22 protein-coding genes are annotated in these 22,974 nt (G+C 63.3%); 16 read left to right on the forward strand and 6 right to left on the reverse strand.

Annotation, left to right across the window (positions count from 1 at the left end):
- Positions 1–65: 65 nt before the first annotated feature.
- The 6 genes from ABH900_RS15935 to ABH900_RS15960 all read left to right on the forward strand — a co-directional run bounded on the left by ABH900_RS15935 (position 66) and on the right by ABH900_RS15960 (position 4,976).
- On the forward strand, positions 66–392 hold the full coding sequence (locus ABH900_RS15935; RefSeq protein ID WP_429624113.1) for a hypothetical protein: 327 nt from the start codon (positions 66–68) through the stop codon (positions 390–392).
- Positions 393–716: 324 nt separating this feature from the next.
- On the forward strand, positions 717–1,328 hold the full coding sequence (locus ABH900_RS15940) for an HNH endonuclease (protein WP_429624114.1): 612 nt from the start codon (positions 717–719) through the stop codon (positions 1,326–1,328).
- 96 nt (positions 1,329–1,424) lie between these two features.
- Positions 1,425–1,844 carry a very short patch repair endonuclease gene (locus ABH900_RS15945; RefSeq protein ID WP_429624115.1) on the forward strand — a complete coding sequence of 140 codons (420 nt, stop codon included), beginning with the start codon at positions 1,425–1,427 and terminating at the stop codon, positions 1,842–1,844.
- Positions 1,845–1,938: 94 nt separating this feature from the next.
- Positions 1,939–2,757 (forward strand): NaeI family type II restriction endonuclease, encoded by an 819-nt coding sequence (locus ABH900_RS15950; RefSeq protein ID WP_429624116.1) that lies wholly within the window; start codon positions 1,939–1,941, stop codon positions 2,755–2,757.
- A gap of 402 nt (positions 2,758–3,159) precedes the next feature.
- Positions 3,160–4,116, forward strand: coding sequence for a DNA cytosine methyltransferase (locus ABH900_RS15955; protein WP_429624117.1), 957 nt, complete (start codon positions 3,160–3,162; stop codon positions 4,114–4,116).
- On the forward strand, positions 4,113–4,976 hold the full coding sequence (locus tag ABH900_RS15960) for an NgoMIV family type II restriction endonuclease (RefSeq protein WP_429624118.1): 864 nt from the start codon (positions 4,113–4,115) through the stop codon (positions 4,974–4,976). The genes ABH900_RS15955 and ABH900_RS15960 overlap by 4 nt, the downstream gene beginning before the upstream one ends.
- A 20-nt stretch (positions 4,977–4,996) precedes the next feature.
- Here the strand turns inward: ABH900_RS15960 and ABH900_RS15965 are convergent, their stop codons facing one another.
- From ABH900_RS15965 to aceE, 3 genes are all read right to left on the reverse strand, one after another.
- The gene (locus ABH900_RS15965; RefSeq protein WP_429624119.1) at positions 4,997–5,527 is read right to left on the reverse strand and encodes a HEPN domain-containing protein; all 531 of its coding nucleotides are present in this window, start codon (positions 5,525–5,527) and stop codon (positions 4,997–4,999) included.
- The gene (locus tag ABH900_RS15970; protein ID WP_429624120.1) at positions 5,528–6,694 is read right to left on the reverse strand and encodes a DUF262 domain-containing protein; all 1,167 of its coding nucleotides are present in this window, start codon (positions 6,692–6,694) and stop codon (positions 5,528–5,530) included.
- A 172-nt stretch (positions 6,695–6,866) separates the two neighbouring features.
- On the reverse strand, positions 6,867–9,554 hold the full coding sequence (gene aceE / locus ABH900_RS15975; protein ID WP_429624121.1) for a pyruvate dehydrogenase (acetyl-transferring), homodimeric type: 2,688 nt from the start codon (positions 9,552–9,554) through the stop codon (positions 6,867–6,869).
- Positions 9,555–10,101: 547 nt separating this feature from the next.
- On the opposite strand from aceE, the gene ABH900_RS15980 reads away from it, so the two are divergent.
- The 3 genes from ABH900_RS15980 (at position 10,102) to ABH900_RS15990 (ending at position 12,149) form a co-directional block, all read left to right on the forward strand.
- On the forward strand, positions 10,102–10,662 hold the full coding sequence (locus ABH900_RS15980) for a PadR family transcriptional regulator (protein ID WP_429624122.1): 561 nt from the start codon (positions 10,102–10,104) through the stop codon (positions 10,660–10,662).
- Between the two features lie 60 nt (positions 10,663–10,722).
- Positions 10,723–11,520 (forward strand): siderophore-interacting protein, encoded by a 798-nt coding sequence (locus ABH900_RS15985; RefSeq protein WP_429624123.1) that lies wholly within the window; start codon positions 10,723–10,725, stop codon positions 11,518–11,520.
- A 227-nt stretch (positions 11,521–11,747) separates the two neighbouring features.
- Positions 11,748–12,149: a hypothetical protein gene (locus ABH900_RS15990; RefSeq protein ID WP_429624125.1), complete on the forward strand. Its 402-nt coding sequence runs from the start codon at positions 11,748–11,750 to the stop codon at positions 12,147–12,149.
- Between the two features lie 222 nt (positions 12,150–12,371).
- Here ABH900_RS15990 and ABH900_RS15995 read toward each other — a convergent pair whose 3' ends face one another.
- On the reverse strand, positions 12,372–13,079 hold the full coding sequence (locus ABH900_RS15995; protein ID WP_180880399.1) for a YceI family protein: 708 nt from the start codon (positions 13,077–13,079) through the stop codon (positions 12,372–12,374).
- A gap of 86 nt (positions 13,080–13,165) precedes the next feature.
- Complete coding sequence (locus tag ABH900_RS16000) at positions 13,166–13,756, reverse strand: malonic semialdehyde reductase (RefSeq protein WP_106549742.1); 591 nt, start codon at positions 13,754–13,756, stop codon at positions 13,166–13,168.
- A 126-nt stretch (positions 13,757–13,882) separates the two neighbouring features.
- On the opposite strand from ABH900_RS16000, the gene ABH900_RS16005 reads away from it, so the two are divergent.
- The 6 genes from ABH900_RS16005 to ABH900_RS16030 all read left to right on the forward strand — a co-directional run bounded on the left by ABH900_RS16005 (position 13,883) and on the right by ABH900_RS16030 (position 17,836).
- Positions 13,883–14,842: a mitochondrial fission ELM1 family protein gene (locus ABH900_RS16005; RefSeq protein ID WP_429624126.1), complete on the forward strand. Its 960-nt coding sequence runs from the start codon at positions 13,883–13,885 to the stop codon at positions 14,840–14,842.
- Positions 14,843–15,001: 159 nt separating this feature from the next.
- Positions 15,002–15,232 carry a hypothetical protein gene (locus ABH900_RS16010; protein WP_429624127.1) on the forward strand — a complete coding sequence of 77 codons (231 nt, stop codon included), beginning with the start codon at positions 15,002–15,004 and terminating at the stop codon, positions 15,230–15,232.
- Between the two features lie 48 nt (positions 15,233–15,280).
- Positions 15,281–16,132 carry a DUF2145 domain-containing protein gene (locus ABH900_RS16015; protein WP_429624128.1) on the forward strand — a complete coding sequence of 284 codons (852 nt, stop codon included), beginning with the start codon at positions 15,281–15,283 and terminating at the stop codon, positions 16,130–16,132.
- 19 nt (positions 16,133–16,151) lie between these two features.
- A complete protein-coding gene (locus ABH900_RS16020; RefSeq protein ID WP_429624129.1) occupies positions 16,152–16,655 on the forward strand; it encodes a hypothetical protein in 504 nt (167 codons plus the stop codon).
- 32 nt (positions 16,656–16,687) lie between these two features.
- A complete protein-coding gene (locus ABH900_RS16025; protein ID WP_429624130.1) occupies positions 16,688–17,200 on the forward strand; it encodes a hypothetical protein in 513 nt (170 codons plus the stop codon).
- 75 nt (positions 17,201–17,275) lie between these two features.
- Positions 17,276–17,836, forward strand: a complete 561-nt coding sequence (locus tag ABH900_RS16030) for a queuosine precursor transporter (RefSeq protein WP_429624131.1) — start codon at positions 17,276–17,278, stop codon at positions 17,834–17,836.
- A 268-nt stretch (positions 17,837–18,104) separates the two neighbouring features.
- On the opposite strand, the gene glnE is transcribed toward ABH900_RS16030, so the two are convergent.
- A complete protein-coding gene (glnE, locus tag ABH900_RS16035; protein WP_429624132.1) occupies positions 18,105–20,900 on the reverse strand; it encodes a bifunctional [glutamate--ammonia ligase]-adenylyl-L-tyrosine phosphorylase/[glutamate--ammonia-ligase] adenylyltransferase in 2,796 nt (931 codons plus the stop codon).
- A gap of 364 nt (positions 20,901–21,264) precedes the next feature.
- On the opposite strand from glnE, the gene ABH900_RS16040 reads away from it, so the two are divergent.
- Positions 21,265–22,779, forward strand: a complete 1,515-nt coding sequence (locus tag ABH900_RS16040) for an acetyl-CoA hydrolase/transferase family protein (protein ID WP_429624133.1) — start codon at positions 21,265–21,267, stop codon at positions 22,777–22,779.
- Positions 22,780–22,974: the final 195 nt, after the last annotated feature.

Below are 22,974 nucleotides of genomic sequence, written 5' to 3' on the forward strand. Positions count from 1 at the left end.
CATTATCCGTTCGCCTCTGATCTGCTGGACTTCCAATGAAGTCTCGGACGTACGCAGTACTGTGCTTGGCAGCGCTGATTGGTTCAACGCTCGCCCACTTCCACCTGCCCAAAGGCGATTTGGAGCTGAAGACCTACCCCAAGGTCTCGGCTGCAGAGTTTGCTGTCATGCGCGAGGATGCCCTAAGCCTTGCGGCTGAAGATGCAACCCTCGGTGCCGGACGCTTTGAAGCAAGGTACTTCGAGCTCACTTGCCGAGGTGAGTCCGCTCTGCTGGTGGACAACTCTTCATCACAGCTGTTCATCTTAGGCTTCATAAGCCAAGCCACTGAGGCGCCTTGCGTTCAACCTCTACGCCAGCGCTGGAGTAACCGACTACGTCCGGCCAACTAGGGCTCTGCAACTGAACTCCACGTGCGAGACGCATCGACGAGCCTGAACAGGCTGCGGTTTGCGTTGACACACTACGCTCCTCCGCCTCAAGCCATTAGCGGCTCATTGTATCGTTTACGGCATACTTTCCCCAGGAGCGCCACGCGCGGTCGAGGACAGGGGAAGGCTGTGAGCAGGTGGACTGACGACGAATTGGCTGCTGCCGTTGAGGCGTATCGCCAAATGGAGGCCCGTCTTGCTAATGGATCAGCCTTTGAGAAGGCAAGGGTCTATCGGGAACTGGCAACCCGCCACGGACGTACGCCCAAGGCGTGGGAGTACCGCATGCAGAACATCTCCCATGTTCTAGATCAGGCAGGCAAGCCCTGGCTACCCGGGCTTCTTCCAGCATCGAACGTAGGTGCAAAGGTTGAGCCGAAACTTGCCAAGCTCCTCGGGCTTTCTGGTGACACGCTCACGTCGGTATCTGGTCCTACAAGGGGACTGTTGGAGCAGGAGACCAAAGCGGCGGAGGCAACTGGCAGTTTCGCTCCAGCAGACGAGGTGGACGAGAGGCAGCGTGTGCTGGCAGCTATCGTTCGGCGCCGCGGGCAGCCTGCCTTCCGTAAGGCACTGCTGGACGCATACGGCGGCCGCTGCGCTATGACGGGATGCAACGTGGTCGATGCGCTCGAGGCGGCCCACATCCAGCCCTACTCAGGCCTAAAGAGCAACAATGTCAGGAACGGTCTTTTGCTCCGTGCCGATGTGCACACTCTGTTCGATTTGTATCTGATAGCCATCAACCCCGGTTCTCTGCGGATCGCCGTGGCGCCTGCTCTCCAGCAATCAACCTACTTCGAGTTGGATGGCCGTGAGTTGAGCATTCCCATGCCGTCTGAGCTGTCAGCCTGCCAGGAATCAATCAGTTGGCATCGATCGCAGTGCCAGTGGTAGGAAGCAGTGCGGGACCAATGGAGCGTTCACTTGCTATCTACCGAGAGCTGAAATAGGCGAGAGTGTGCTTTATCTCAGAGGACCCGAGGCAGGACGATGCCCGACATTCTTAGCCCTGAAGCACGAAGCGAACGAATGTCCAGGATTCGCAGCTCAGATACCAAACCTGAGCTGTGGCTTCGCAAAGCTATGCATGCTCGAGGTTTTCGGTATGTGCTGGGAGGAAGCGGGCTTCCTGGACGACCAGATATCGTGCTACCGAAGTACAGAACCGTCATCTTCGTGCATGGCTGCTTTTGGCATCTGCACAGTTGCTTGAACGGAAGGAGACCGGGAACTAACGCGCGCTACTGGTCGCCCAAGCTGGAAGCGAATGTCCGGCGCGACCGTAGGTCAGCGCGCCGCTTAAGGGCCGCAGGCTGGAAGGTGATTACTGTTTGGGAGTGCAAGATCAAGCGGGAAGCGGACCGAGCCCGAGAGATCGATCGCATAGTCAGATTGTTGCGGCCCAACTGACACATCAGGATCACGAGAATAGGGCAGCGGCTAACTATGGGCCGGACACGGCATAACCTTACGTAAATTGCCCGTGTTGTGATAGAAGGGCTCAATGAATGGCCTTTTTCCACAAGTTCCGCAGCTGGATGACCCCGCTCTAGAGCAGGTTGCCGCTGCGCTCTCACGCGACCCTGCTCTGCTGAGCAAGGTAGGGCAAGCGCTCCGAACGGCGTTCGACGAAGTGATTGACGCGCCCCGTACGGGGCGATTTTGCATTGATCAGCTAGAGAAAACAGAAAAGACCTACATCGGCACAAAGGTCGAGATCCTGCTCCGCAAAGCCTTGGCCCTGGAGCGAGGAGTCTTATTGGACAATCTAATTGCCGGCCACGAGGTTGATACCAAATTCACAGTCAAGAACGATTGGATGATCCCGCAGGAGGCGGTTGGGCAGCTTTGCATGCTTGTCCGCGCGGACGATGTGAAGGGGCTTTGCTGGCTCGGCCTGTTGAGAATGACCCCGGCAGTACTGACCAATGGCCAGAACAGAGACGGGAAGAAGTCCATCTCCGCTGCCGGTAAAGCGCAGATTCGATGGCTTGTAGAAGGTCCGATGCCCAGGAACTTCATGCTGGATCTCCCTGAAGTGGTGCGCTCGGCAATCTTGGCCCAGCCTAGTGGGCGGCAGCGAGTGCGCGCGCTCTTCACCATGGCCACGGGCCTTCTCATCCCACGGGATGTCATCGAACAGTTGGCACAGCAAAGGGATGCGGTGAAGCGGGCTCGCGAGATGAAGGAAGCGCTGGGGAGGGAGGGCTACCAGGTCCTTTGTGCCACCTATCTCGCGGACCGCGAGATCATGATCGCCCACGGCTTCACCCCTGCAGCCAAAGATGAATGGTTGAGCCTCAGGATCTCTGATAGCCCTTAAGGCTTTGCTATAGAGGCTCACAGCCAGCAGCTTCCAGGACTCGGCTGACTGCGTTACGCAATGGGCCAGCCCGGGCCTTGACATCTCGGGGATTTCGGAAGCGATTTGGCGGAATTGACCTGCAGGGATGGCCTCCCAAGCGCCCTGAACTCCAAACACTTGCACTAGCGATCAGGCTTGGTACGCTGGCAGTTGCCAGAGAAGGGGAATCCAGGCATCTGGACACGCCACGCACTGTCATGCGGCTTAGGGGCACGCCTGCCCTAGTCTCAGCATCTGATACGGCGCCAGCGTGTACTTGCTGACCCCACCGCCCCCACCCAACACCTGGCGCTCTAAGGAGCTCGCGCTGTAGCCAGCGCGACACCCTCCTGCCGGGCTCCTTTCTGATCTGAGATCTACATGAGTCAATTCACCTCCCTTGAGATGTGCGCCGGTGCTGGCGGACAAGGCCTTGGCCTAGAGATGGCCGGCTTCGACCACTCTGCGCTCGTGGAATGGGAGCCGGCCGCATGCCAGACGCTCCGCTTGAACCGCCCGAGCTGGAACGTGATTGAGGGTGACCTTCGCGAATTCGACGCATCCCCATACAAGGGTGTGGATCTCGTTGCCGGCGGCGTGCCTTGCCCTCCTTTCTCTAAGGCAGGAAAGCAGCTGGGCGCCGACGACGAGCGCGACCTTTTTCCTGAAGCCATTCGAATTGTTGATCAGGTAAGGCCTCAAGCAATCATGCTCGAAAATGTTCGCGGCCTGCTCGACCCCAAGTTCGATGATTACCGGAAGGGCGTAGAGAAGGAGCTCAAGAAACTCGGATACTTGGGCGATTGGCGACTTCTGCACGCATCCGACTACGGCGTCTCCCAGCTTCGGCCGCGCGTGATATTTGTCGGCATGAAGAAGGAGCTTGCTCCGGCATTCTCATGGCCAGAAGCACTGAAAGAGCCCCCAAAGACGGTAGGTCAGCTCCTGCACGACTTGATGGGCGCGCGAGGCTGGGATCAAGTTGATGCATGGAGGGAAGGTGCCAACGCGATCGCGCCGACTCTCGTCGGTGGATCCAAGAAGCATGGCGGCCCTGACCTTGGACCAACCCGCGCCAAGAAGGCTTGGGCTGCCCTCGGCGTAGACGGCATGGGGCTCTGGGATCAGGCTCCCGAAGCGAATTTCGTGGGCATGCCTCGGCTCACTCCGCGCATGACTGCTCGGATCCAAGGCTTCCCTGACAGTTGGGAGTTTGCAGGGCGTAAGACAGCAGCTTATAGGCAGATCGGCAACGCGTTCCCTCCTCCGGTGGCCGCGGCTGTGGCTTCTCGCATTTTCGATGTTCTTTCACAACAGCGAGTTTTCAAAGTGGCATGAGCGAAGAAGCATTCTTCCTTTCAGAACGAAAAAAGTTTCACGCTTCACTGCTGGAAAACACACTTACGATTGACAAGAACGGCGTTCCTTCCAACGCTGATAAAGATAGCCGAGCAAGCCGGGAAATTGCTAAGCACATAGCCACTCAGCTCTGTGTTGAGGTACTGAGCGAACGCGCTCCAGCACAGACCTCTGGGTCAAATTTCGAGAGCGCGTGCGCGAACTTTATTCGAAGTACGTTTGCTCAACTTGATCATATAAGGCCGGGCGACTGGCTTATCCAACAAGTGGGCGGCAAGAACAGGAAGTTGATTGCGAGTTTCGATCAATATTCGCACCTAGTAGCCCTTGATCGCGCAGCCAAAGGAAATCGCGAATTGGCTGCGGCCTTAGGGAACGACTATACAATTACCCCTGACATTATAGTTTCACGCGGCCTACTTGATGATTCCGTCATAAACGCCAACACCCTCATAGTCGACCCCTATACTGCCCGGCGATCTTCCCTTCGAAGCGCAAATGGAGGCCTGCCGCTGCTGCATGCGAGCATTTCTTGCAAATGGACGCTGCGCAGCGATAGAGCGCAGAACGCACGTTCCGAAGCGCTTAATCTAATAAGGAATCGAAAGGGAAGACTTCCGCATGCTGTAGTAGTAACTGCGGAACCAAGCCCCAGCCGAATAGCGTCGATTGCACTTGGCACGGGCGATATAGACTGCACTTACCATTTCGCACTCAATGAACTGAAGCTGGCGGTAGCAGATCTTGGTCAGTTCGACGCCGTCGATATGCTCGAAATTTTGATTGAAGGAAAAAGACTCAAGGACATTTCCGACCTGCCACTTGATCTTGCCGTGTAGCAATTTGGAATGAGGGGAGGCTAGTGCCGCCCCTCTCCGCCAGATACAACCTCTTCAAAGAAGGTGATAAATCTTCTTCCGTTTTGATACATAAAAAATACTTCGTCGGTAGTTATTTCAATGACGAATGAAGCGTAGTTCGTATGCACCATTTTGTTTCGAAGAGCACACACCTCGAGAAACGCTCTCTGCGCATCACGCAATTCCGCGGACTCTTTCAAGAGCCGATCCGCTCGCTCTTTGCATTTCGCTCCGAACGAATTAAAAAGCCTATTTGTATTTTTTGACTCAAAATCGAAGTAACTGTAGAACTGGCGAGATATAGCCTTTGCAGAAATAAGGCTTCTAAATGTATCTGATACTCCGTGCACCTCAGCACAGCGCTCGATCGCCCTCCCCAGCTCATGTTCGAAGTGTGAAGCCGCAGCAATTAGAACACTTTTTCGCCAGACATCTTCCGCCGTGACAACTAGCGACGCTTCACCTTCCCGGATCAAGAAATCTTTCACCGCGTCAGCGGCCTCCTTGAGCTCTTCGACTGTGTTTGCCACTTAACCCCCGAGTAGCGCCCTTGCGATTCCAATTCGAGTTGCTACGTTTTCCGACTTACTAGTTCCCTCTGAAGAAGCTCCCGTAAAATTGACATCAGACTTCAAACTAGCCAGATGCTCAACAGCGAACTGCTTCACTTCAAGATTTCTCTCTTTGAAAGCTGAACCACATGCAGCGACGAATATTGACTCAAACAGTGAAATATTGAACCTACTGTTCCCCTGATTATAGAAGGCCCTTGCAGGAAGCTTTGCTGCGACCTTTCCAAACTCATCCATAAGTCTCTCTAGGTAGGTAACCTGAGAACTATCCAGGCCGCGGCACTTCCTCGAGAATATGTTAAGAAATTTCGTCATTGATGGCGCATACTTGTCAGACATTACAAGCATTGCAAACGATCTCAGCAAAATTTCTACATCCTTCATGTGAATATCAGCATCTTCCCGGCCAACAATATGGCGCCACGCGGGCTTATTGTTAATCCTCTGAAGGACTTCATAGAACGACGAATGATATAGACTGGCTCTAATTTCCTGAGGGGTCAAGTTAACGCCCCCGGAGTTGAGCCTGTTGAATATCTCAAACACCGCAGAGTCATCCTCCTCTGAAGATGTTTGCTTGACGATAATGTTCCGGACAGTACGGAGATCGAACGCCACCTTAAATTCGCCTAACGTCGAGTAGTTCAAACCGTCGAATCTACTTTTAGGCCCTGGAATCGGAGCAGGAAGCTTCAAATTAAATGGAACAAAGTAGCGATCATCTTGCAAGACTTCATCCGGAATATCTCCCGATTCAGCGTCAAAAATAGCTCTTAGCTCAGCCCTTTTTTCAGGTCGCGGAAACCTTTGCTTGACAAAATAATATATCGACATGAGGCGCTGCTGGCCATCGATCACCAGAAAGCTATTTTTAGCTTCCTCATATAAAAATACTTGAGGAACAGGAAGCCCAAGAAGTAGAGACTCGATTAGCTTTGACGATCGCTTTATATCCCATACGAAATGCCTCTGAAACCCAGGAATCTTTACCGCCCCTGATTTAATGAAGCTGAAGATCGTTGAGACATTAAAATCGTTAGGCGAGGAACTTATCTCATACTCGTCAATTCGAACGTCAAAATCTTCCGCATCATCATCAAACCAATCTTCGTATACCTTCATCATTAACCTCGGCGCCTGCGGGGTAGATATTATGATATTCTTAGGTCAAGCGAAGCGACCGCCTCGCTTTAGCCTAGTCGCTATCAGCAATGAAGTGAAGCGTGTAGCGTCATTTGCTTTAAAAGAAAAAGGGCGACCAATGGCCGCCCTTTCTCGCGTCAATTAATTGACGAGATCAAACCCCAACAGGATTAGCCTTCTCCGGATCAATCTTGTACTGCTTGATCGCCCGGGCCACATCCTTCGCGGTCATCTTCCCTTCCTTCGCCAGCGCCGCAATCGCGGCATGCGCGATGTAGTAGCGATCCACCTCAAAGAACCGGCGCAGGTTCGCACGCGTATCCGAACGACCAAACCCATCCGTACCCAGCACGGTGTACGACATCGGCACGAACGCACGGATCTGGTCCGCATACGCGCGCACATAGTCGGTGGCGGCAATCGCCGGGCCCTGGCGGCCTTCCAGCAGCTCGGTCACGTAGGCCTTGCGCTGCTCACCTTCCGGATGCAGGCGGTTGGCACGTTCCACGTCGAAACCATCGCGACGCAGTTCGTTGAAGCTCGGGCAGCTCCAGATATCGGCGGTCACGCCGAAGTCCTTGTCCAGCAGCTCGGCGGCGGCAATGGCTTCGCGCAGGATGGTGCCGGAGCCCAGCAGCTGCACGCGCAGCTCGCCCTTCTTCGGCTTGCCGGCGTCGGTCAGCAGGTACATGCCCTTGACGATGCCCTCGGCCGCGCCTTCCGGCATTTCCGGATGGGTGTAGTTCTCGTTCATCAGGGTGACGTAGTAATACTCGTCCACCTGGTCTTCCATCATGCGCTTGGTGCCGTGCTGCAGTACCACGGTCACTTCGAAGCCGAAGGTCGGGTCGTAGCTGCGCACGTTCGGAATGCCACCGGCCACCAGATGGCTGAAGCCATCTTCGTGCTGCAGGCCTTCACCGTTCAGCGTGGTGCGGCCGGCGGTGCCACCCAGCAGGAAGCCGCGGGTGCGCATGTCGGCGGCCTGCCAGGCGATGTCGCCCACGCGCTGGAAGCCGAACATCGAGTAGTAGATGTAGAACGGCAGCATCGGCACGTTGCTGACCGAGTAGCTGGTACCGGCGGCCATCCACGAGCTGATCGCACCCGGCTCGCTGATGCCCTGCTGCAGCACCTGGCCGCTCTGGTCTTCGCGGTAGAACATCAGCTGGTCGGCGTCGACCGGCTTGTACTTCTGGCCGAACGGCGCGTAGATGCCGATCTGGCGGAACAGGCCTTCCATGCCGAAGGTGCGGGCTTCGTCGGCCACGATCGGCACGATGTGCGGGCCCAGTTCCTTGTCACGCAGGGTGATGTTCAGGCTCTGCACGAAGGCCATGGTGGTGGAGTAGCTGCGCTCGCCGCTGCTCTTCAGCAGGCGCTCGTAGCTTTCCAGCTTCGGTGCCACGAAGGTCTTGTCAGACTTGCGGCGGCGCTGCGGCAGGTAACCGCCCAGCGACGCCCGGCGTTCCTGCAGGTACTGCACTTCCGGCGAGTCCGGGCCCGGGTGGTAGAACGGCACCTGGCCGTCGGCCAGCTGCGCGTCGGTCACCGGAATGTTGAAGCGGTCGCGGAAGTGGCGCACCGCGTCGTCGTCCAGCTTCTTGGTCTGGTGGGTCGGGTTCAGTGCCTCACCGGCGCTGCCCATGCCGTAACCCTTCACGGTCTTGGCCAGGATGACGGTCGGCATGCCCTTGGTGTTCACGGCCTGGTGGTAGGCGGCGTACACCTTGTGCGGGTCGTGGCCACCACGGTTCAGGCGCCAGATGTCGTCGTCGCTCAGGCCGGCAACCATCGCAGCGGTTTCCGGGTACTTGCCGAAGAAATGCTCGCGGGTATACGCGCCGCCGAAGGCCTTGCAGTTCTGGTATTCGCCGTCGACGGTTTCCATCATCAGCTTCTTCAGGACGCCGTCGCTGTCCTTGGCCAGCAGGGCATCCCAGTAACCGCCCCACAGCAGCTTGATCACGTTCCAGCCGCCGCCACGGAACACGCCTTCCAGTTCCTGGATGATCTTGCCGTTGCCGCGCACCGGGCCGTCCAGGCGCTGCAGGTTGCAGTTCACCACGAAGATCAGGTTGTCCAGGCCTTCACGGCCGGCCAGGGCGATGGCACCCAGGGTTTCCGGCTCGTCGCTCTCGCCGTCGCCGATGAAGCACCACACCTTGCGGTCGGACTTCTCGATCAGGCCACGGTTTTCCAGGTAGCGCATGAACTGCGCCTGGTAGATGGCGGCCAGCGGGCCCAGGCCCATCGACACGGTCGGGGTCTGCCAGTAATCCGGCATCAGCCACGGGTGCGGGTACGAGGACAGGCCACCGCCGTCCACTTCCATGCGGAACTTGTCCAGCTGCTCTGCGCTGATGCGGCCTTCCAGGAAGGAACGCGCGTAGATGCCCGGGGCGCTGTGGCCCTGGATGAACAGCAGGTCGCCCGGGTGGCTTTCGCTCGGGGCACGCCAGAAGTGGTTGAAGCCCACGTCGTACAGGGTGGCACCGGAGGCGAACGAGGCGATGTGGCCGCCCAGGTCACCCGGCTTGCGGTTGGCGCGGACCACGGTGGCCATCGCGTTCCAGCGGATGATCGAACGGATGCGCCATTCCAGCTCGGCATTGCCCGGGCTCTTGGCCTCGAGCTGCGGCTCGATGGTGTTGACGTACTCGGTGGTGGGAGAGAACGGCAGGTAGGCGCCCGAACGACGGGTCAGTTCCACCATGCCTTCCAGCAGCTGATGCGCGCGCTCGGAGCCCTCGACATCAATAACGGCCTTCAACGACTCGATCCACTCCTGGGTTTCCACAGGATTCGGGTCGTTGTTCAGCACCTCGTTCAACCAGTTCATTAGCGCTCCCATAACCGCACGCACGCGCGCGACTGTTGTATAGATTTCTAGACCGCAAAGTGTAGCGCACCAAGGGCTTTCGTCACTTGGCTACGCAGGCGTATGGAGGCAAGCGGCCAGTGTCCGCAAGGGGCTTGCGCGGCCCGATGAGGGCCCTGCGGCGGGCCTTGGCGGCTGCGCGGGCTGTCGCTTGCGGGCCGCTGCGCCCATGTGCAGGACGCAGTGTTACCGCTGCCGATGACGGTTGTAGGGCAACTCCGGTGCCGCTGTAGGGGCGGTTCGGGCAACTGCACTGAACCGGCGACAACATGTCGCACCTGCCTCTGGATCGATGCCGACAGCGGGTCCAGCGTGGGCCGCGAGTGATGGGCCTGGTGGCCCTGCTCCCTTCCACAGCTTCGCCGGGGCGCCCTGCAAGGGGCGCCCCTTTTGCTGTGGGCACGCGGCCATCCGTGGCCCAAAACGCAGCTGTTTGTGGCCGGATCGGGTGTTGCCGCTCTCGATATATCGATATATCGTTTGCACACTCGTTTACCGATATATCGAAATGAGCCGAAGCCCCTCTCCCAGAGCCCGTTCCACCGATTCGACGGTACCCCGTCGCAATGGACAGCCGCGCGTACTCAGCCGCGGCGACCTGCGCCTGCTGGTGCTGGCCCTGATCGGCGAGCAGCCACGCCATGGCTACGAGCTGATGCAGCTGATCAGCAACCAGTTCATGCAGGCCTACACGCCCAGCGCCGGCACCATGTACCCGCTGCTGGCCAGCTTCGAGCAGGCCGGCTGGATCGAGGCCGAGGAAGTGGACGGGAAGCGGATCTTCCGCATCACCGCCGCCGGCGAGTTCGAGCTGAAGGTGCAGCGCACCCAGGTGCGGCTGGCGCAGCGACGTGCCTTCGACCGTGCCCGCGAGATCACCAAGGCCTCGCTGCCGCCGCCGCTGGCCTGTGCCCTGCGCGAGTTCAAGCGGGCGCTGGTGCACCACCACGGCCGCTGGGCCGAGGGCGAGGCGGACGAAGTGGCGGCGCTGCTGACGCGGGCCTCGGCCCTGCTCAATGGCACCGCCGGTAGCGAGCGCACACCGTTTTCAACGACCCAGCCAGACTGAATCCAGCCAGGTCCTCCCCCATGCCGCGCACCGCTGCGCGACACCTTTACAGGTATCCCCATGACCGAACACAACAACACGCGCCTGCGCCTGGATGTGCGCTTCCGTGAACTGACCGTGCTGCGCACCGAAGAAGTCACCCCACACATGCGCCGGGTGGTGCTGGGTGGCGACGCGCTGGCCGGCTTCGATTCGCCCGGCGCCGACGACCACATCAAGCTGTTCTTCCCCAACGCTGCGGGTGAGATGGTGCTGCCGGTGCTGACCGCCGAAGGCCGCAGCTACCCGGACGGCAAGGAGCCCTCGCCCGCCCGCGACTACACCCCGCGCTGGTGGGACCACGAAACCGGCGAGCTGGCCATCGACTTCGTGCTGCACGACCAGGGCATTGCCGGGCCGTGGGCCGAACGCGCGCAGCCGGGCGACACGCTGGTGATCGGCGGCCCGCGCGGCTCGTTCGTGGTGGCCGACAGCTACGACGCCTATGTGCTGATCGGCGATGAGACCGCGCTGCCGGCCATCGCCCGCTGGCTGGACGTGCTGCCGGAGAACGCCGAAGTTCAGGCGTACATCGAAGTGAGCGACGAGGCCGAACGCCAGGATCTGCCGCAGTACGAGAACGTGCGCATCCACTGGCTGGAGCGCAACGGCTTCCCGGCCGCCAGCAGCACGCTGCTGGAAGACATGCTGACCGACTTCGAGGCACCGGAGGGCGATGTCTACTACTGGATCGCCACCGAATCGCGCCGCGCGCGGATGATGCGCAAGTTCATCGAAGGCCACCTGGGCGTGCCGCGCGACTGGATCCGCTCGGCCGGCTACTGGAAGGCCCACCCGGACGAAACCGACGGCGATTGACCAACCCGGGGTCAGAGCCCTTTTCCTGTGGAAAAGGGCTCTGACCCCATGCACATTCTTTGGTGGGTGCGGACGGTTGGCCCGCACGCTTTCCGATGAGGTAGTGCCGGCCGCTGGCCGGCAGCCTCATGAACCCTCGGCATGATCCGCAGTTGCCGGCCAGCGGCCGGCACTACCCGGCAAGCAATGCGACAATCGCGCTCCTTTCCTGCAGCAACGAGGCCCACATGGCCAAACTGACCCTGGCCAGCGTGGACGCGCTGCGTACCCGCTTCGCCGATGACGCCGCCTGCGATGCGGCGCTGGCCGCCTTCACTGACACCGCCGCACTGCGCGTACCGCTGCGTGAGCTGGTAGACGCGCAACACCGCTTCCTGCAGGCCGAGTTCGAAGTGGCCCAGGTGGCCGATATGCTGCGCCGCGACCAGAAGTACGCGCCGGTCGGCCGCCCGTCGGTGCACATCGTGCAGCTGCGCAAGCAGCAGGCCGCGACCAAGCAGGCCGCGTTGATCGCACGCCAGGTGGTGGCGCAGGCCGCGCAGACCTTTGCACGCGTGAGCGGGCTGACGGTGAAGGCCAAGCAGAGCCCGAGCGAGGCATGCGCGGCGTGGATGGGCGCGTTGCGCTGAACGCGCGTACCCGGTAGTGGCCAACCTTGGTTGGCCTGCGGAGTGCCCGCGTGCCAACCAAGGTTGGCACCTACCGGGTAGTGCCGGCCGCTGGCCGGCAACCCCATCAGCATCGGGCACCTCGCAAGCAGCCGGCCAGCGGCCGGCTCTACCCGCGCTCCAAAAAGAAGGCCCGCTTTTCAGCGGGCCTTCTGCCTTCTCACGACGAGTGAGTTGGGTGCATCAAGCAGCCGGCTTTTCGCCGGTGGCTTCGGTGGTGATGCGGATCTTCACTTCATCGCTGACGTTCGGAGCGTAAGCGCCGACGCCGAAATCGCTGCGCTTCAGGGTGGTGGTGGCATCGAAGCCGGCGGCCGGAACCTTGGCCATCGGGTGCTCGCCGCCGCCGTTGACGGTGACGTCCAGGGTGACCGGCTTGGTGATGCCCTTGATGGTCAGGTCGCCGGTGACGGTCAGCTTGTTGGTGCCAGCGGCTTCCACCTTGGTGCTCTTGAAGGTGGCATCGGCGAACTTGGCAGCGTCGAAGAAGTCGGCGCTCTTCAGGTGCTCGTCGAACTTGGCGGTGAAGCTGTTCAGGCCGCTCAGCGGAAGCTTCACTTCCACGGTGGACTTGGTCACGTCTTCGGCGTTGTACACCAGGGTGCCTTCGACGTTGCCGAAGTGCGCGCTCGGGTTGGAGAAGCCGAAGTGGCTCCACTGCGCCAGCACGTCGGTGTGGCTCGGGTCCAGCTTGTAGGTGCCCGAGGCGATCTTGATCGCTTCGGCAGCCGGCGCAGCGGCGGCGGCATCGGCGGCCGGGGCGGCAGCCTGCTCAGTGGTGGCCGGGGCGGCGGCATCAGCGGCCGGGGCAGCGGTGTCGGCCGGCTTGGAGCAAGCGGCGATGGCCAGGGTCAGGGCCAGCGGCAGCAGCAGTTTACGGGTGGCGCTCATCTGAGGAACTCTCCGGATCGTAGGGTGGGTACACGGTGCAGCAAGAGCCCGCCGCACGATGGCGGGCCCGAAACCGATACAGCGACTTACGCGATGCGCGCCGCTTCGTCGAACGACAGGCGCGGCAGACGCGGGAACAGGCCCGCCGAGTCACCGTAACCCAGGTTGACCAGGAAATTCGACTTGATGGAGGTCCCGGCGAAGAACGCTTCGTCCACCTTGGCCGGATCGAAGCCCGACATCGGGCCGGCATCCAGGCCCAGCGCGCGCGCGGCCAGGATCAGGTAGGCGCCCTGCAGGCTGCCGTTGCGGATGGCGGCTTCGTGGCGGCCTTCCTGCGGGCCGTCGAACCAGGCCTTGGCATCGGTGTGCGGGAACAGGTAGGGCAGCTTCTCGTGGAAGTCCAGGTCGAAGCCGATGATGGCGGTGACCGGGGCGGCCATGGTCTTGGCCAGGTTGCCTTCGGACAGGGCCGGGGCCAGCTTTTCCTTGGCTTCCTTCGAGGTGACGAAAACGAAGCGGGCCGGCGTGGTGTTGGCCGCGGTCGGGCCCCACTTCACCAGGTCGTACAGTTCCTGCAGCAGGCTGGCCGGGACCGGCTTGTCGAGGAAGGCGTTCTGGGTACGGGCGGTACGGAACAGCTGGTCCAGGGCGGCAGCGTCGAGCGCGTGGGACATCGGTGGATCTCCAGGGCGGCGAAAGGAAGTCAGTGCCCGCGGGCGGCGCGGGGCGAATCGACGAGCCGCAGTGTAGAGTGTCGCGACTGTTGCAACACCCAGCAGGGCTGAAACGAATTAATGCCAATGGTGAAACGATCGAGCGCACCCTGGACGGTCACTGACGGCCGTGCGGGCAATGTCCGCCAGGCGGTCGCGCTGGCCTCGGCGCTGCGCCAGGGCACCCATCAGCCGCTGGTCCTGCAGCCCCGCGCGCCCTGGCGCTGGCTGTCGCCGCGCCGCCTGCCCGGCGATGTGAACGGCTACGGCGAGGCTTTCGCGACACTGGCCAATGAGGCCCCGGCGCTGGCGATCGGCTGTGGCCGCCAGGCCGCCGGTGCCCTCCGCGTGCTGCGCGCACGTGGCAGCCAGGTGGTGCAGATCCTCGACCCGCGCATCGGCGCCCGCCACTGGGATGTGGTGGTGGTGCCCGAACACGATGCCTTGCGCGGCAGCAACGTGCTGACCCTGCTCGGCAGCCTCAACCCGGTGGACGATGACTGGCTGGCCTGGGGCCGCGCCGCGTTCGCCGGCTTCAGTACCCTGCCTGGCCCGCGTACTGCGCTGCTTGTGGGCGGCCCGACGCCGCTGGCGCCTTGGGACGAGAGGGCGATGGTCGGCGTGTTCCGGGCGCTGGCCGATCAGATCCGCAGCGAGGGCGGCAGTCTGCTGGCCACCACCTCGCGGCGCACGCCACCGGCGCTGGCCGAGATCCTGCGCGCGACCTTCGCCGACCTGCCGCACGTGATCTGGGGCGATGGCGGCGACGGCGTGAATCCCTATGGCGGCCTGCTCGGCTGGGCCAACCGCGTGGTGGTCTCGCCCGATTCGGTGAACCTGCTCTCCGAAGCCTGTGCCACGCGCATGCCGGTGATGGTGGCGCTGGCCGGGACCGCGCAGGGCCGGTTGGCGCGATTCCAGCAGCAGCTGCGCAAGCGTGGGCGGCTGCAGCCGCACTGGCTGGACTGGCAGTACGAGCGCATCGAACCGCTGCGCGAAACCGCGCGGATCGCGGCGGAAGTGAAAGCGCGGCTGGCAGTGAGGTAGTGCCGGCCGCTGGCCGGCAACGCTGTACCCACTACCGAAGACCGTGCAGTTGCCGGCCAGCGGCCGGCACTACCCGATCACCCAGCGCTTTCTGAACATTTGGGTCCGGCGGCGCGGTTAGAGTCCTTCTTCCCCCACCGGACCGGACTTCACTTCCCCATGCGTACCCTGCTTCTGCTGCCCCTGGCCCTGCTCGCCGCGTGCTCCACGGCGCCCACCGAGCTGGACCCGATCTCCTATCAATGCCAGCAGCAGCTGGACGCGTACCGCGAACAGCCGGCACTGCGCGATCCGAAGAATGGCCAGCGCCCGCCGTTGCCGGTGGCACCGATCAGCGATGCCTGCGACAGGGAGCTCAAGCGCAAGGGTGTGGACCGCCCGCTGCGCTGACCGGCGTATGATCGGCGCGCGGCCCTGCCTGCCGCTGAAGGTATCGACATGGATCGTTTTCCCCGCCTGCCCAGCACTCTGCTGCTGATAGCTACCCTGCTGGCGACCGCGCCCGCATGGGCCGAAAGCACCGCCTGCCGCGAGCGCTACCCCAGCGTGGCCTCGCAGGCGGCGATGCTGGACGTGGCCTGGACCACTGCCGAGCGACTGGACGCACTACCCGACGTGGACGTAGTGGTGGCCGCGCGCGGTGGCCAGGACCTGAGCCGCTACGGCCTGCGCCACAGCCATCTGGCCTTCCTGCTGCGCGAGGACGATGGCCGCTGGCGCGCGATGCATCTGCTCAACCGCTGCAAGACCGACAGTTCGCAGCTGTACCACGAGGGTCTGGGCAACTTCGTCGGCGAAAGCGGTGGCCATACCGACCTGCGCATCGGCGTACCGTCGGCCCCGTTGCGTGCTGCTTTGAAGGCGATGCTGGTGTCGCCCTCGATCCAGCCCAAGGCGCTGCACGAAACGCAGTACAACGTGGTCGCCTACCCGTTCGCCACCGACTACCAGAACTCCAACCAATGGGTGCTGGAAGTGCTGGCGGCGGCGATGGCGCAGGCCGACGGCGCGCCGGCCATCGTCAAGCGCGAACAGGCGCAGCAGTGGTTGCGCCAGCAGAAATACCAGCCCAGCGTGCTGCATATCGGCCTCGGCAAGCGCGTGGGTGCGCGCCTGTTCGTGGCCAACGCTACCACCACCGACCATCCGGCCGGCGAGCGCATCTCCGGCAACTATTCGGTGGTGACGGTGGAATCGGTGTTCGACTTCCTGCACCAGCGCAGCCAGCTGCAGCAGGAACTGGTGATCCCCCATGTGCCGGTGGCCGGTGCTGCTGCCGCCACGCCCTGAATCCCGCGAGGAGAACGAGATGCGCGCACTGCCTGTTTCCCTTATATCGATGGTGATCGTTGCCGGTCTGGCATGCTCGACCGCCGCCCACGCCGAACGCCGCATCGTGATCATCCATGACCCCGGCCCGCAGGGTCCCAGCCTGGAGATGTCCACGCAGATGGTGACCTCGGCCCGCGCAGCTGCCGCGAAGGAAGCCAAGGATGCGGCCGACGCCGGCCAACCACTGGCCCGCCCGCAGCAGATCAAGCTGCCGCAGATGCAGGTGAGCGCGATCGCCACCACCGTCGATGGCCGCCGCGAAGTGCAACTGCGCGATGCCAATGACCCGCAGAACACCGCATCGATGCAGTACCCGCGCGGCATCGGCGATCCCGCCGTGCAGTTCACCGTGGGCCAGACCGTGAACTTCGAACCGACCAGCAACGACCAGGGCTGGCAGTTGAAGGACAACGAAGGGCGTGCGCTGGAGTACCTGCCCGAGGCCACCGGCCCGCGCGACATTTTCGATACCCGGCGCTGAGCCGCCGTTTCCACTCTGACCAGGAGGTCTCCATGTTCCGTTGCCTGCGCGTTCCCGCCTCTGCCCTGCTGCTTTCCGCGCTGCTGGTGCCCACCGTCCATGCCGGCGCCGCGCCGCAGTTGAACAGCAGCGAAGCCAGCGTGATGATCACATCACTGATCGTGGTGTCGGTCCCCCTTGCCGCGTCGGCGGGCCTGTCCGAACTGTCCAAGGCACCGTTCAAGGCCAGCGAGCGCAATGGCAGGGCGGCCCGCACCAAGGCGGTGCCGCTGCCGCCGATGGAAGTGAAGAAGGTGGAGACCACGCCGGCAGGCGAGCGCCAGGTGCAGCTGCAGGTACCCGACAAGGCCGACCAGACCGCCACCCTGCGCTGGCCGGCGCGCGTGCACGAAGACCAGACGGCGGCCTTCGTGGTCGGCCAGCAGGTGCATTTCGACCCCACCGAGGCCGGTGCCGGCTGGACAGTGAAGAGCGCGCAGGGCCAGGCCCTGGCTTACGTGCCCACCGCCTACGCCGCGGGCGATGTGATGAGCGAAGCGCTGTAAAACTGAACGACCGGTTTTGGCATTGCCGCGGGCCGGGCGGATAATGGGCGATTCCCTTTATCCCCCTGGCTCGCCATGTCCGTGCGTCCTGCCCCTGTGTTTGCCCCGCTGACCCCGCGCGCCCTGGTGCTGGCAGTGCTGGCCATGGGCGCGGTGGTGCTGCTGTCCAACGTACTGGTGCAGTACCCGATCAATGACTGGCTGACCTGGGGCGCTTTCAGTTATCCGGTCGCGTTCCTGGTCAGCAACCTGATCAACCGCCGCTTCGGCCCGGGCCCGGCCCGCCGTGTGGCATGGATCGGTTTCCTGGTAGCCGTGCTGCTGTCGGTGTGGGTGGCCACGCCGCGCATCGCCATTGCCTCGTGCTCGGCCTTCATCGTGGCCCAGCTGCTGGACATCACCGTGTTCGACCGCCTGCGCCGTGGCAGCTGGTGGCGCGCACCGATGGTGGCCACCACCTGCAGCGCGACGGTGGATACCACCATTTTCTGGTCGATCGCGTTTGCCGGTTCGGCGCTACCGTGGGTGAGCTGGGCTGCCGGCGACCTGGCCGTGAAGCTGGCGATCGGCGTATGCCTGCTGGCGCCGTTCCGTGCGCTGCTGTGGAAGATGGCGCCGCTGCGCACCGCCAACTGACCGCCCTTGCTCTGGTAGGTGCCAACCTCGGTTGGCACACTCCTTGAACCCGGTGGGTGCCGACCGTTGGTCGGCACGCTTCTTCAGAGTTCGTCGCAGCTGACAGATTGTGCCGACCAACGGTCGGCACCTGCCAAATGCAGGCCATCGCAGGGCCATTGATCCGGTAGTCGCCAACCTTGGTTGGCGCTTTGCATTCATGCCAACCAAGGTTGGCATCTACCAACGGCGGGCCATTGCCGGCCATTGCTCTGGTGGGTGCACCCACTCAGGCGAACGGCAGCTCTGCCGCTCTGCACGCTGCAGCAATCGCCGCGCACGCCTGTTCAATCGCGGGGGTAGTCGGTGCCAATCGCGGGCGCCGGTCCAGCGTGCAGGCCAAGCCCACATCCAGCAGCGTGGCATGTGCGCCGTGCAGCGCCTGCGCCGTGTCATCGGGCAGGAAACCGGCAACGGCCAGCGCATCGATCAGCGACGGCGTGTCGCGCGGTTCCAGCAGCGCCGGTAGCTGTGCACTACGCGCCAGCACGCCGGTCTGCAGCAGGAACTCCAGATCCACCACGCCACCGGGGCCCTGCTTCAGATCCAGCCGCGCGGCATCGCTGCGGTCCAGTTCGGTGCGCATGCGGCCACGCATCTTCAGCACATCGGCATACAGCGTGGCCTGATCACGCTCGCGGCCCAGGGTCTGCGCCCGCACCTGCTCGAAGTCGGCCAGCAGGCTGGCATCGCCGGCCACGCCGCGCGCGCGCACCAGCGCCTGGTGTTCCCAGGTCCATGCGCGTTCACGCTGGTATTCGGTATAGCTGGCCAGCGAAGACACCAGCGACCCCTTGCCACCATCCGGGCGCAGGCGCACGTCGATGTCGTACAGGCGGCCTGCAGCCGTCACGGCAGCGAGCAGTGCCATCACCTTCTGCGCCAGGCGCGCGTACCAGCGGCCCGGTTCGAGGGGACGCGTGCCATCGCTGGCGTCCACGCCCGCCGGGTTGTCGTGCAGGAACACCAGATCCAGATCAGAACCGAAGCCGAGCTCCAGGCCACCCAGGCTGCCGTAGCCGATGATCGCGAAGCGCCCACCGGGAATCCCGCCATGCGCGGCGCGCATGTCCGCCTCGGCCATCGCCAGCACGGTGATCACGACGGCCTGTGCCAGCTCGGCCAGTTGTCGCGTGCTGTCCACCGCACCTTGTCGCCCGTCCAGCGTAGCCATCGCCATGCGGAAGCTGAGCGCCAGCCGCGTCTCGTTGAGCCAGCGCAGTGCGGATTCGGGATCTTCCACCGCCAGCACCTGCTGGCACTCTGCCAGCATGCCGGCGGCATCGGGCATCGGCCCGGACACGCGTACATCCAGCAGTTCGTCCAGCAGCAGCGGATACGCGGCCAGGCGTTCGGCCAGCAGTGCGCTGCGCGCCAGTACGTCGACCAGCCGGGCCAGCGCGCTGGGTTGTTCGTCCAGCAACGCGAGGTAGCTGGTCCGGCGCAGTACCGCCTGCAGCAGGCCGAGCACGCGCTTGAGCGCGGCATCGGGCTGCGGCGAACGTGTGGCCGCATGCAGCAGCGCCGGTAACACCCGGTCCAGGCGCGCACGCGCGGCATCGGACAACGACTTCACGCCGCTGCTTTGGGCAAAGTCACGCAGCGACTGGTCGGCGCCGTTGGCATCGAGGAACCCGGCTTCGGCCAGCAGCGGTGCATTGCTGCCTTCGGGCAGGCTGCGCCAGTAGCTGGCCAGTGCATCGGGCGCGGCCTGGCCCTTGCGCGGTGCCAGCAGTGCGGCAAATTCGGTACTGACCCGCTGCTGCTGTTCGGCCAGCGCCGCACGCAGCACGTGCCAGTCCGGATAGCCGAGGCCGACGGCGATGCGCTCGCGGTCCAGCGCGTCGCTGGGCAGCACATGAGTCTGTGCATCGCGCAGCATCTGCAGGCGGTTTTCCAGCCGGCGCAGGAACAGGTAGGCCTCGCGCAGCGCGCTGCCATCGCTGGGCGCGATCTGCCCGGCGGCCACCAGGGCATCCAGTGCCACCAGCAGGCGGCGCTCGCGCAGCACCGGTTCACGGCCGCCACGGATCAGCTGCAATGCCTGGCACAGGAACTCGATCTCGCGGATGCCACCGGCGCCGCGTTTGATGTCCTCGTGCAGTTCGCGGCGAGCGACCTCAGCGGTGATCGCCGCTTTCATCTCGCGCAGGCCATCGAGCGCGGTGAAATCCAGGTAGCGGCGGTATACGAACGGGCGCAGGGTCTGCAGCCACGCTTCACCGGCCTCGATATCGCCGGCCACCGCACGCGCCTTCAGCCACGCGTAGCGTTCCCAGTCGCGGCCCTCGCGCTGGAAATACTGGTCCATCGCCGCGAATGACAGCGCAACGCGGCCGGCGCTGCCGAACGGGCGCAGGCGCAGGTCGACGCGGTGGCTGAAGCCATCGACGGTGGTTTCGTCCAGCAGTTTGGCCAAGCGCTGGCCGAGGCGGGCGAAATACTCTTCGGCGGCCAGCGCACGCGCGCCGTCGGACTCGCCGCCGTGCGGGTAGGCGTAGACCAGGTCGATGTCGGAACTGAAGTTGAGCTCGCCACCGCCGAGCTTGCCCAGGCCGAACACCACCAGCTGCTGCGCGTGGCCTTCGTCATCGCGGACCACGCCGTGGCGCAGGGCGAATTCCTGCTGCAGGGCGTCCAGCGCCAGCCGCAGGCAGTCTTCGGCCAGCGTGGTGGCCCCGGCCAGGGTCTGGGCCACGTCGTCCAGCCCAGCCAGATCGCGCCAGATCAGTCGTGTGGACATCGCGGTGCGCCAGCGCCGCAGCTGGGACGGCCAGTCGCTGGGCTGCAGCGGATCGAGCACCGGCGCCGGGAGTAGCGGGCAACCGGGCTCGGCCAGCTGCGCCAGCAGGGCCGGTTGCCGCACCAGCGTGTCGAGAGCGAAGTCACTGGCCACGGCCAGCCGGATCAGCAGCGGCTGCAGTTCGCCCGGAACGGGCTCGGGCAAAACCTGGGTCAATCGCGACAGCGCGCGTTCGACAAGGGGCTGCAGGGAAGCGGGCAGTTCAGCGGGGGCGAGGGTCATGCCCTGATTGTATCGACCCGGTGGTGCCGGCCGCTGGCCGGCTGACCCGATGATCCTGCCGAAGGTTGCTGGGGTTGCCGGCCAGCGGCCGGCACTACCGATAATGGAAACCGCGCATTCATACTGGGCGACAGGCAATAAAAAAGCCCGCTTGCAGCGAACTGCCAGCGGGCTCTGCTCCCTCCCCCACGTCGGGATGCAGGGCCATCGTGCGGGCTGCGAAAGCACTTTGCACGCTGCACTGCAAAACAAAACCGGTGGGTATGGGAGAGGGCTTTGGGGAAACGCCATTCCACGAAGGTAGAACCCCCCGTACGGTTGAGGATGGCCGATAATCGGGTTTCCCCCAGAAACACGTGTCGTCATGTCTGTTGATCGCATCGCCAACGCGCGTCTTCGTGACCGCGTGGTCTCCGCCGAGGCCGCAGCCGCGCTGATCCAGCCCGGTGAAACCGTGGCCATGAGCGGCTTTACCGGCTCGGGCTACCCCAAAGCCGTTCCCGTTGAACTGGCCCGCCGCATCGAAGCGGTGCATGCCCAGGGCAATCCCTTCCAGATCAAGCTGATGACCGGCGCCTCCACCGCGCCGGAACTCGATGGCGCGCTGGCCAAGGCCGATGGCATCGCCATGCGCATGCCGTTCCAGAGCGACCCGGATGCACGCAACCGCATCAACGAGGGCAAGCTGGATTACATCGACATCCACCTCAGCCACGTCGCCCAGCATGTGTGGTTCGGCTTCTACGGCGAGATCGATACCGCTGTGATCGAAGTGTCAGCCATCCGCGAGGATGGTTCGCTGGTGCCGTCCACCTCGGTCGGCAACAACAAGACCTGGCTGGACCTGGCCAAGAAGGTGATCGTCGAGGTCAACGACTGGCAGCCGGCCGGCGTCGACGGCATGCATGACATCTACTACGGCACCGCGCTGCCGCCGCACCGCAAGCCGATTCCGCTGGTGAACGCCAACGACCGCATCGGCGACACCGCGCTGCGCTGCGACCCGGACAAGATCGTGGCCGTGGTGCGCACCAATGGCCCGGACCGCAACAGCCCGTTCAGCCCGATCGATGCGACCAGCGAGCAGATCGCCGCGCACCTGATCGAGTTCCTGCAGCACGAAGTGAAGCGCGGCCGCCTGCCGCCGAACCTGCTGCCGCTGCAGTCGGGCGTGGGCAATATTCCCAATGCCGTGCTGGCCGGCCTGGCCAAGAGCGGTTTCCGCGACCTGGCCGCGTTCACCGAAGTGATCCAGGACGGCATGCTCGACCTGCTGCGCGACGGCGTGCTGAGCTACGCCTCGTGCACCGGCTTCGCGCTGAGCCCGCAGGCCAACGAGACGTTCAAGGAACACATCGATTTCTACCGCGAGCGCATCATCATGCGCACGCAGGAAATCTCCAACCACCCCGAACTGGTGCGTCGCCTCGGTTGCATCGGCATGAACGGCATGATCGAGGTGGACATCTACGGCAACGTCAATTCGACGCACGTGATGGGCACGCGGATCATGAACGGCATTGGCGGTTCGGGTGACTTCGCCCGCAACGGCTTCCTGTCGGCGTTCCTGAGCCCGTCCACCGCGAAGAACGGCACCATCTCGGCGATCGTGCCGATGGCCAGCCATGTGGACCACACCGAGCACGACGTGTCGGTGATCGTGACCGAACAGGGCCTGGCGGATCTGCGTGGCCTGACCCCGCGCAAGCGCGCGCAGGTGCTGATCGACAACTGCGCGCATCCGGATTTCCGCGCGCAGCTGCAGGACTATTTCGACCGCGCCAGCCGCGAGAGCTACGGCAAGCACACCCCGCACCTGCTGCCGGAAGCGCTGTCGTGGCACCAGCGTTGGCTGGATACCGGCACGATGAAGGGCTGACCCCGGTCATGCGCAAGGTTGGGGTCGGATCCCTTTCCACGGGAAAGGGCTCTGACCCCAGGTACGGATATCGGGTAGCGCCGGGGGGGGGGCGGGGCGTGCCCAACCCCCCCCCCCGCCCGCGCGGACCTCACCCCCAGCGGCGGCCCCCCCCCCACACCGCCCGCACCCCCCCCGAGATATAGAACTACTCAA

It is taken from the genome of Stenotrophomonas sp. AN71 (assembly GCF_050435725.1).
Lineage (GTDB): Bacteria > Pseudomonadota > Gammaproteobacteria > Xanthomonadales > Xanthomonadaceae > Stenotrophomonas.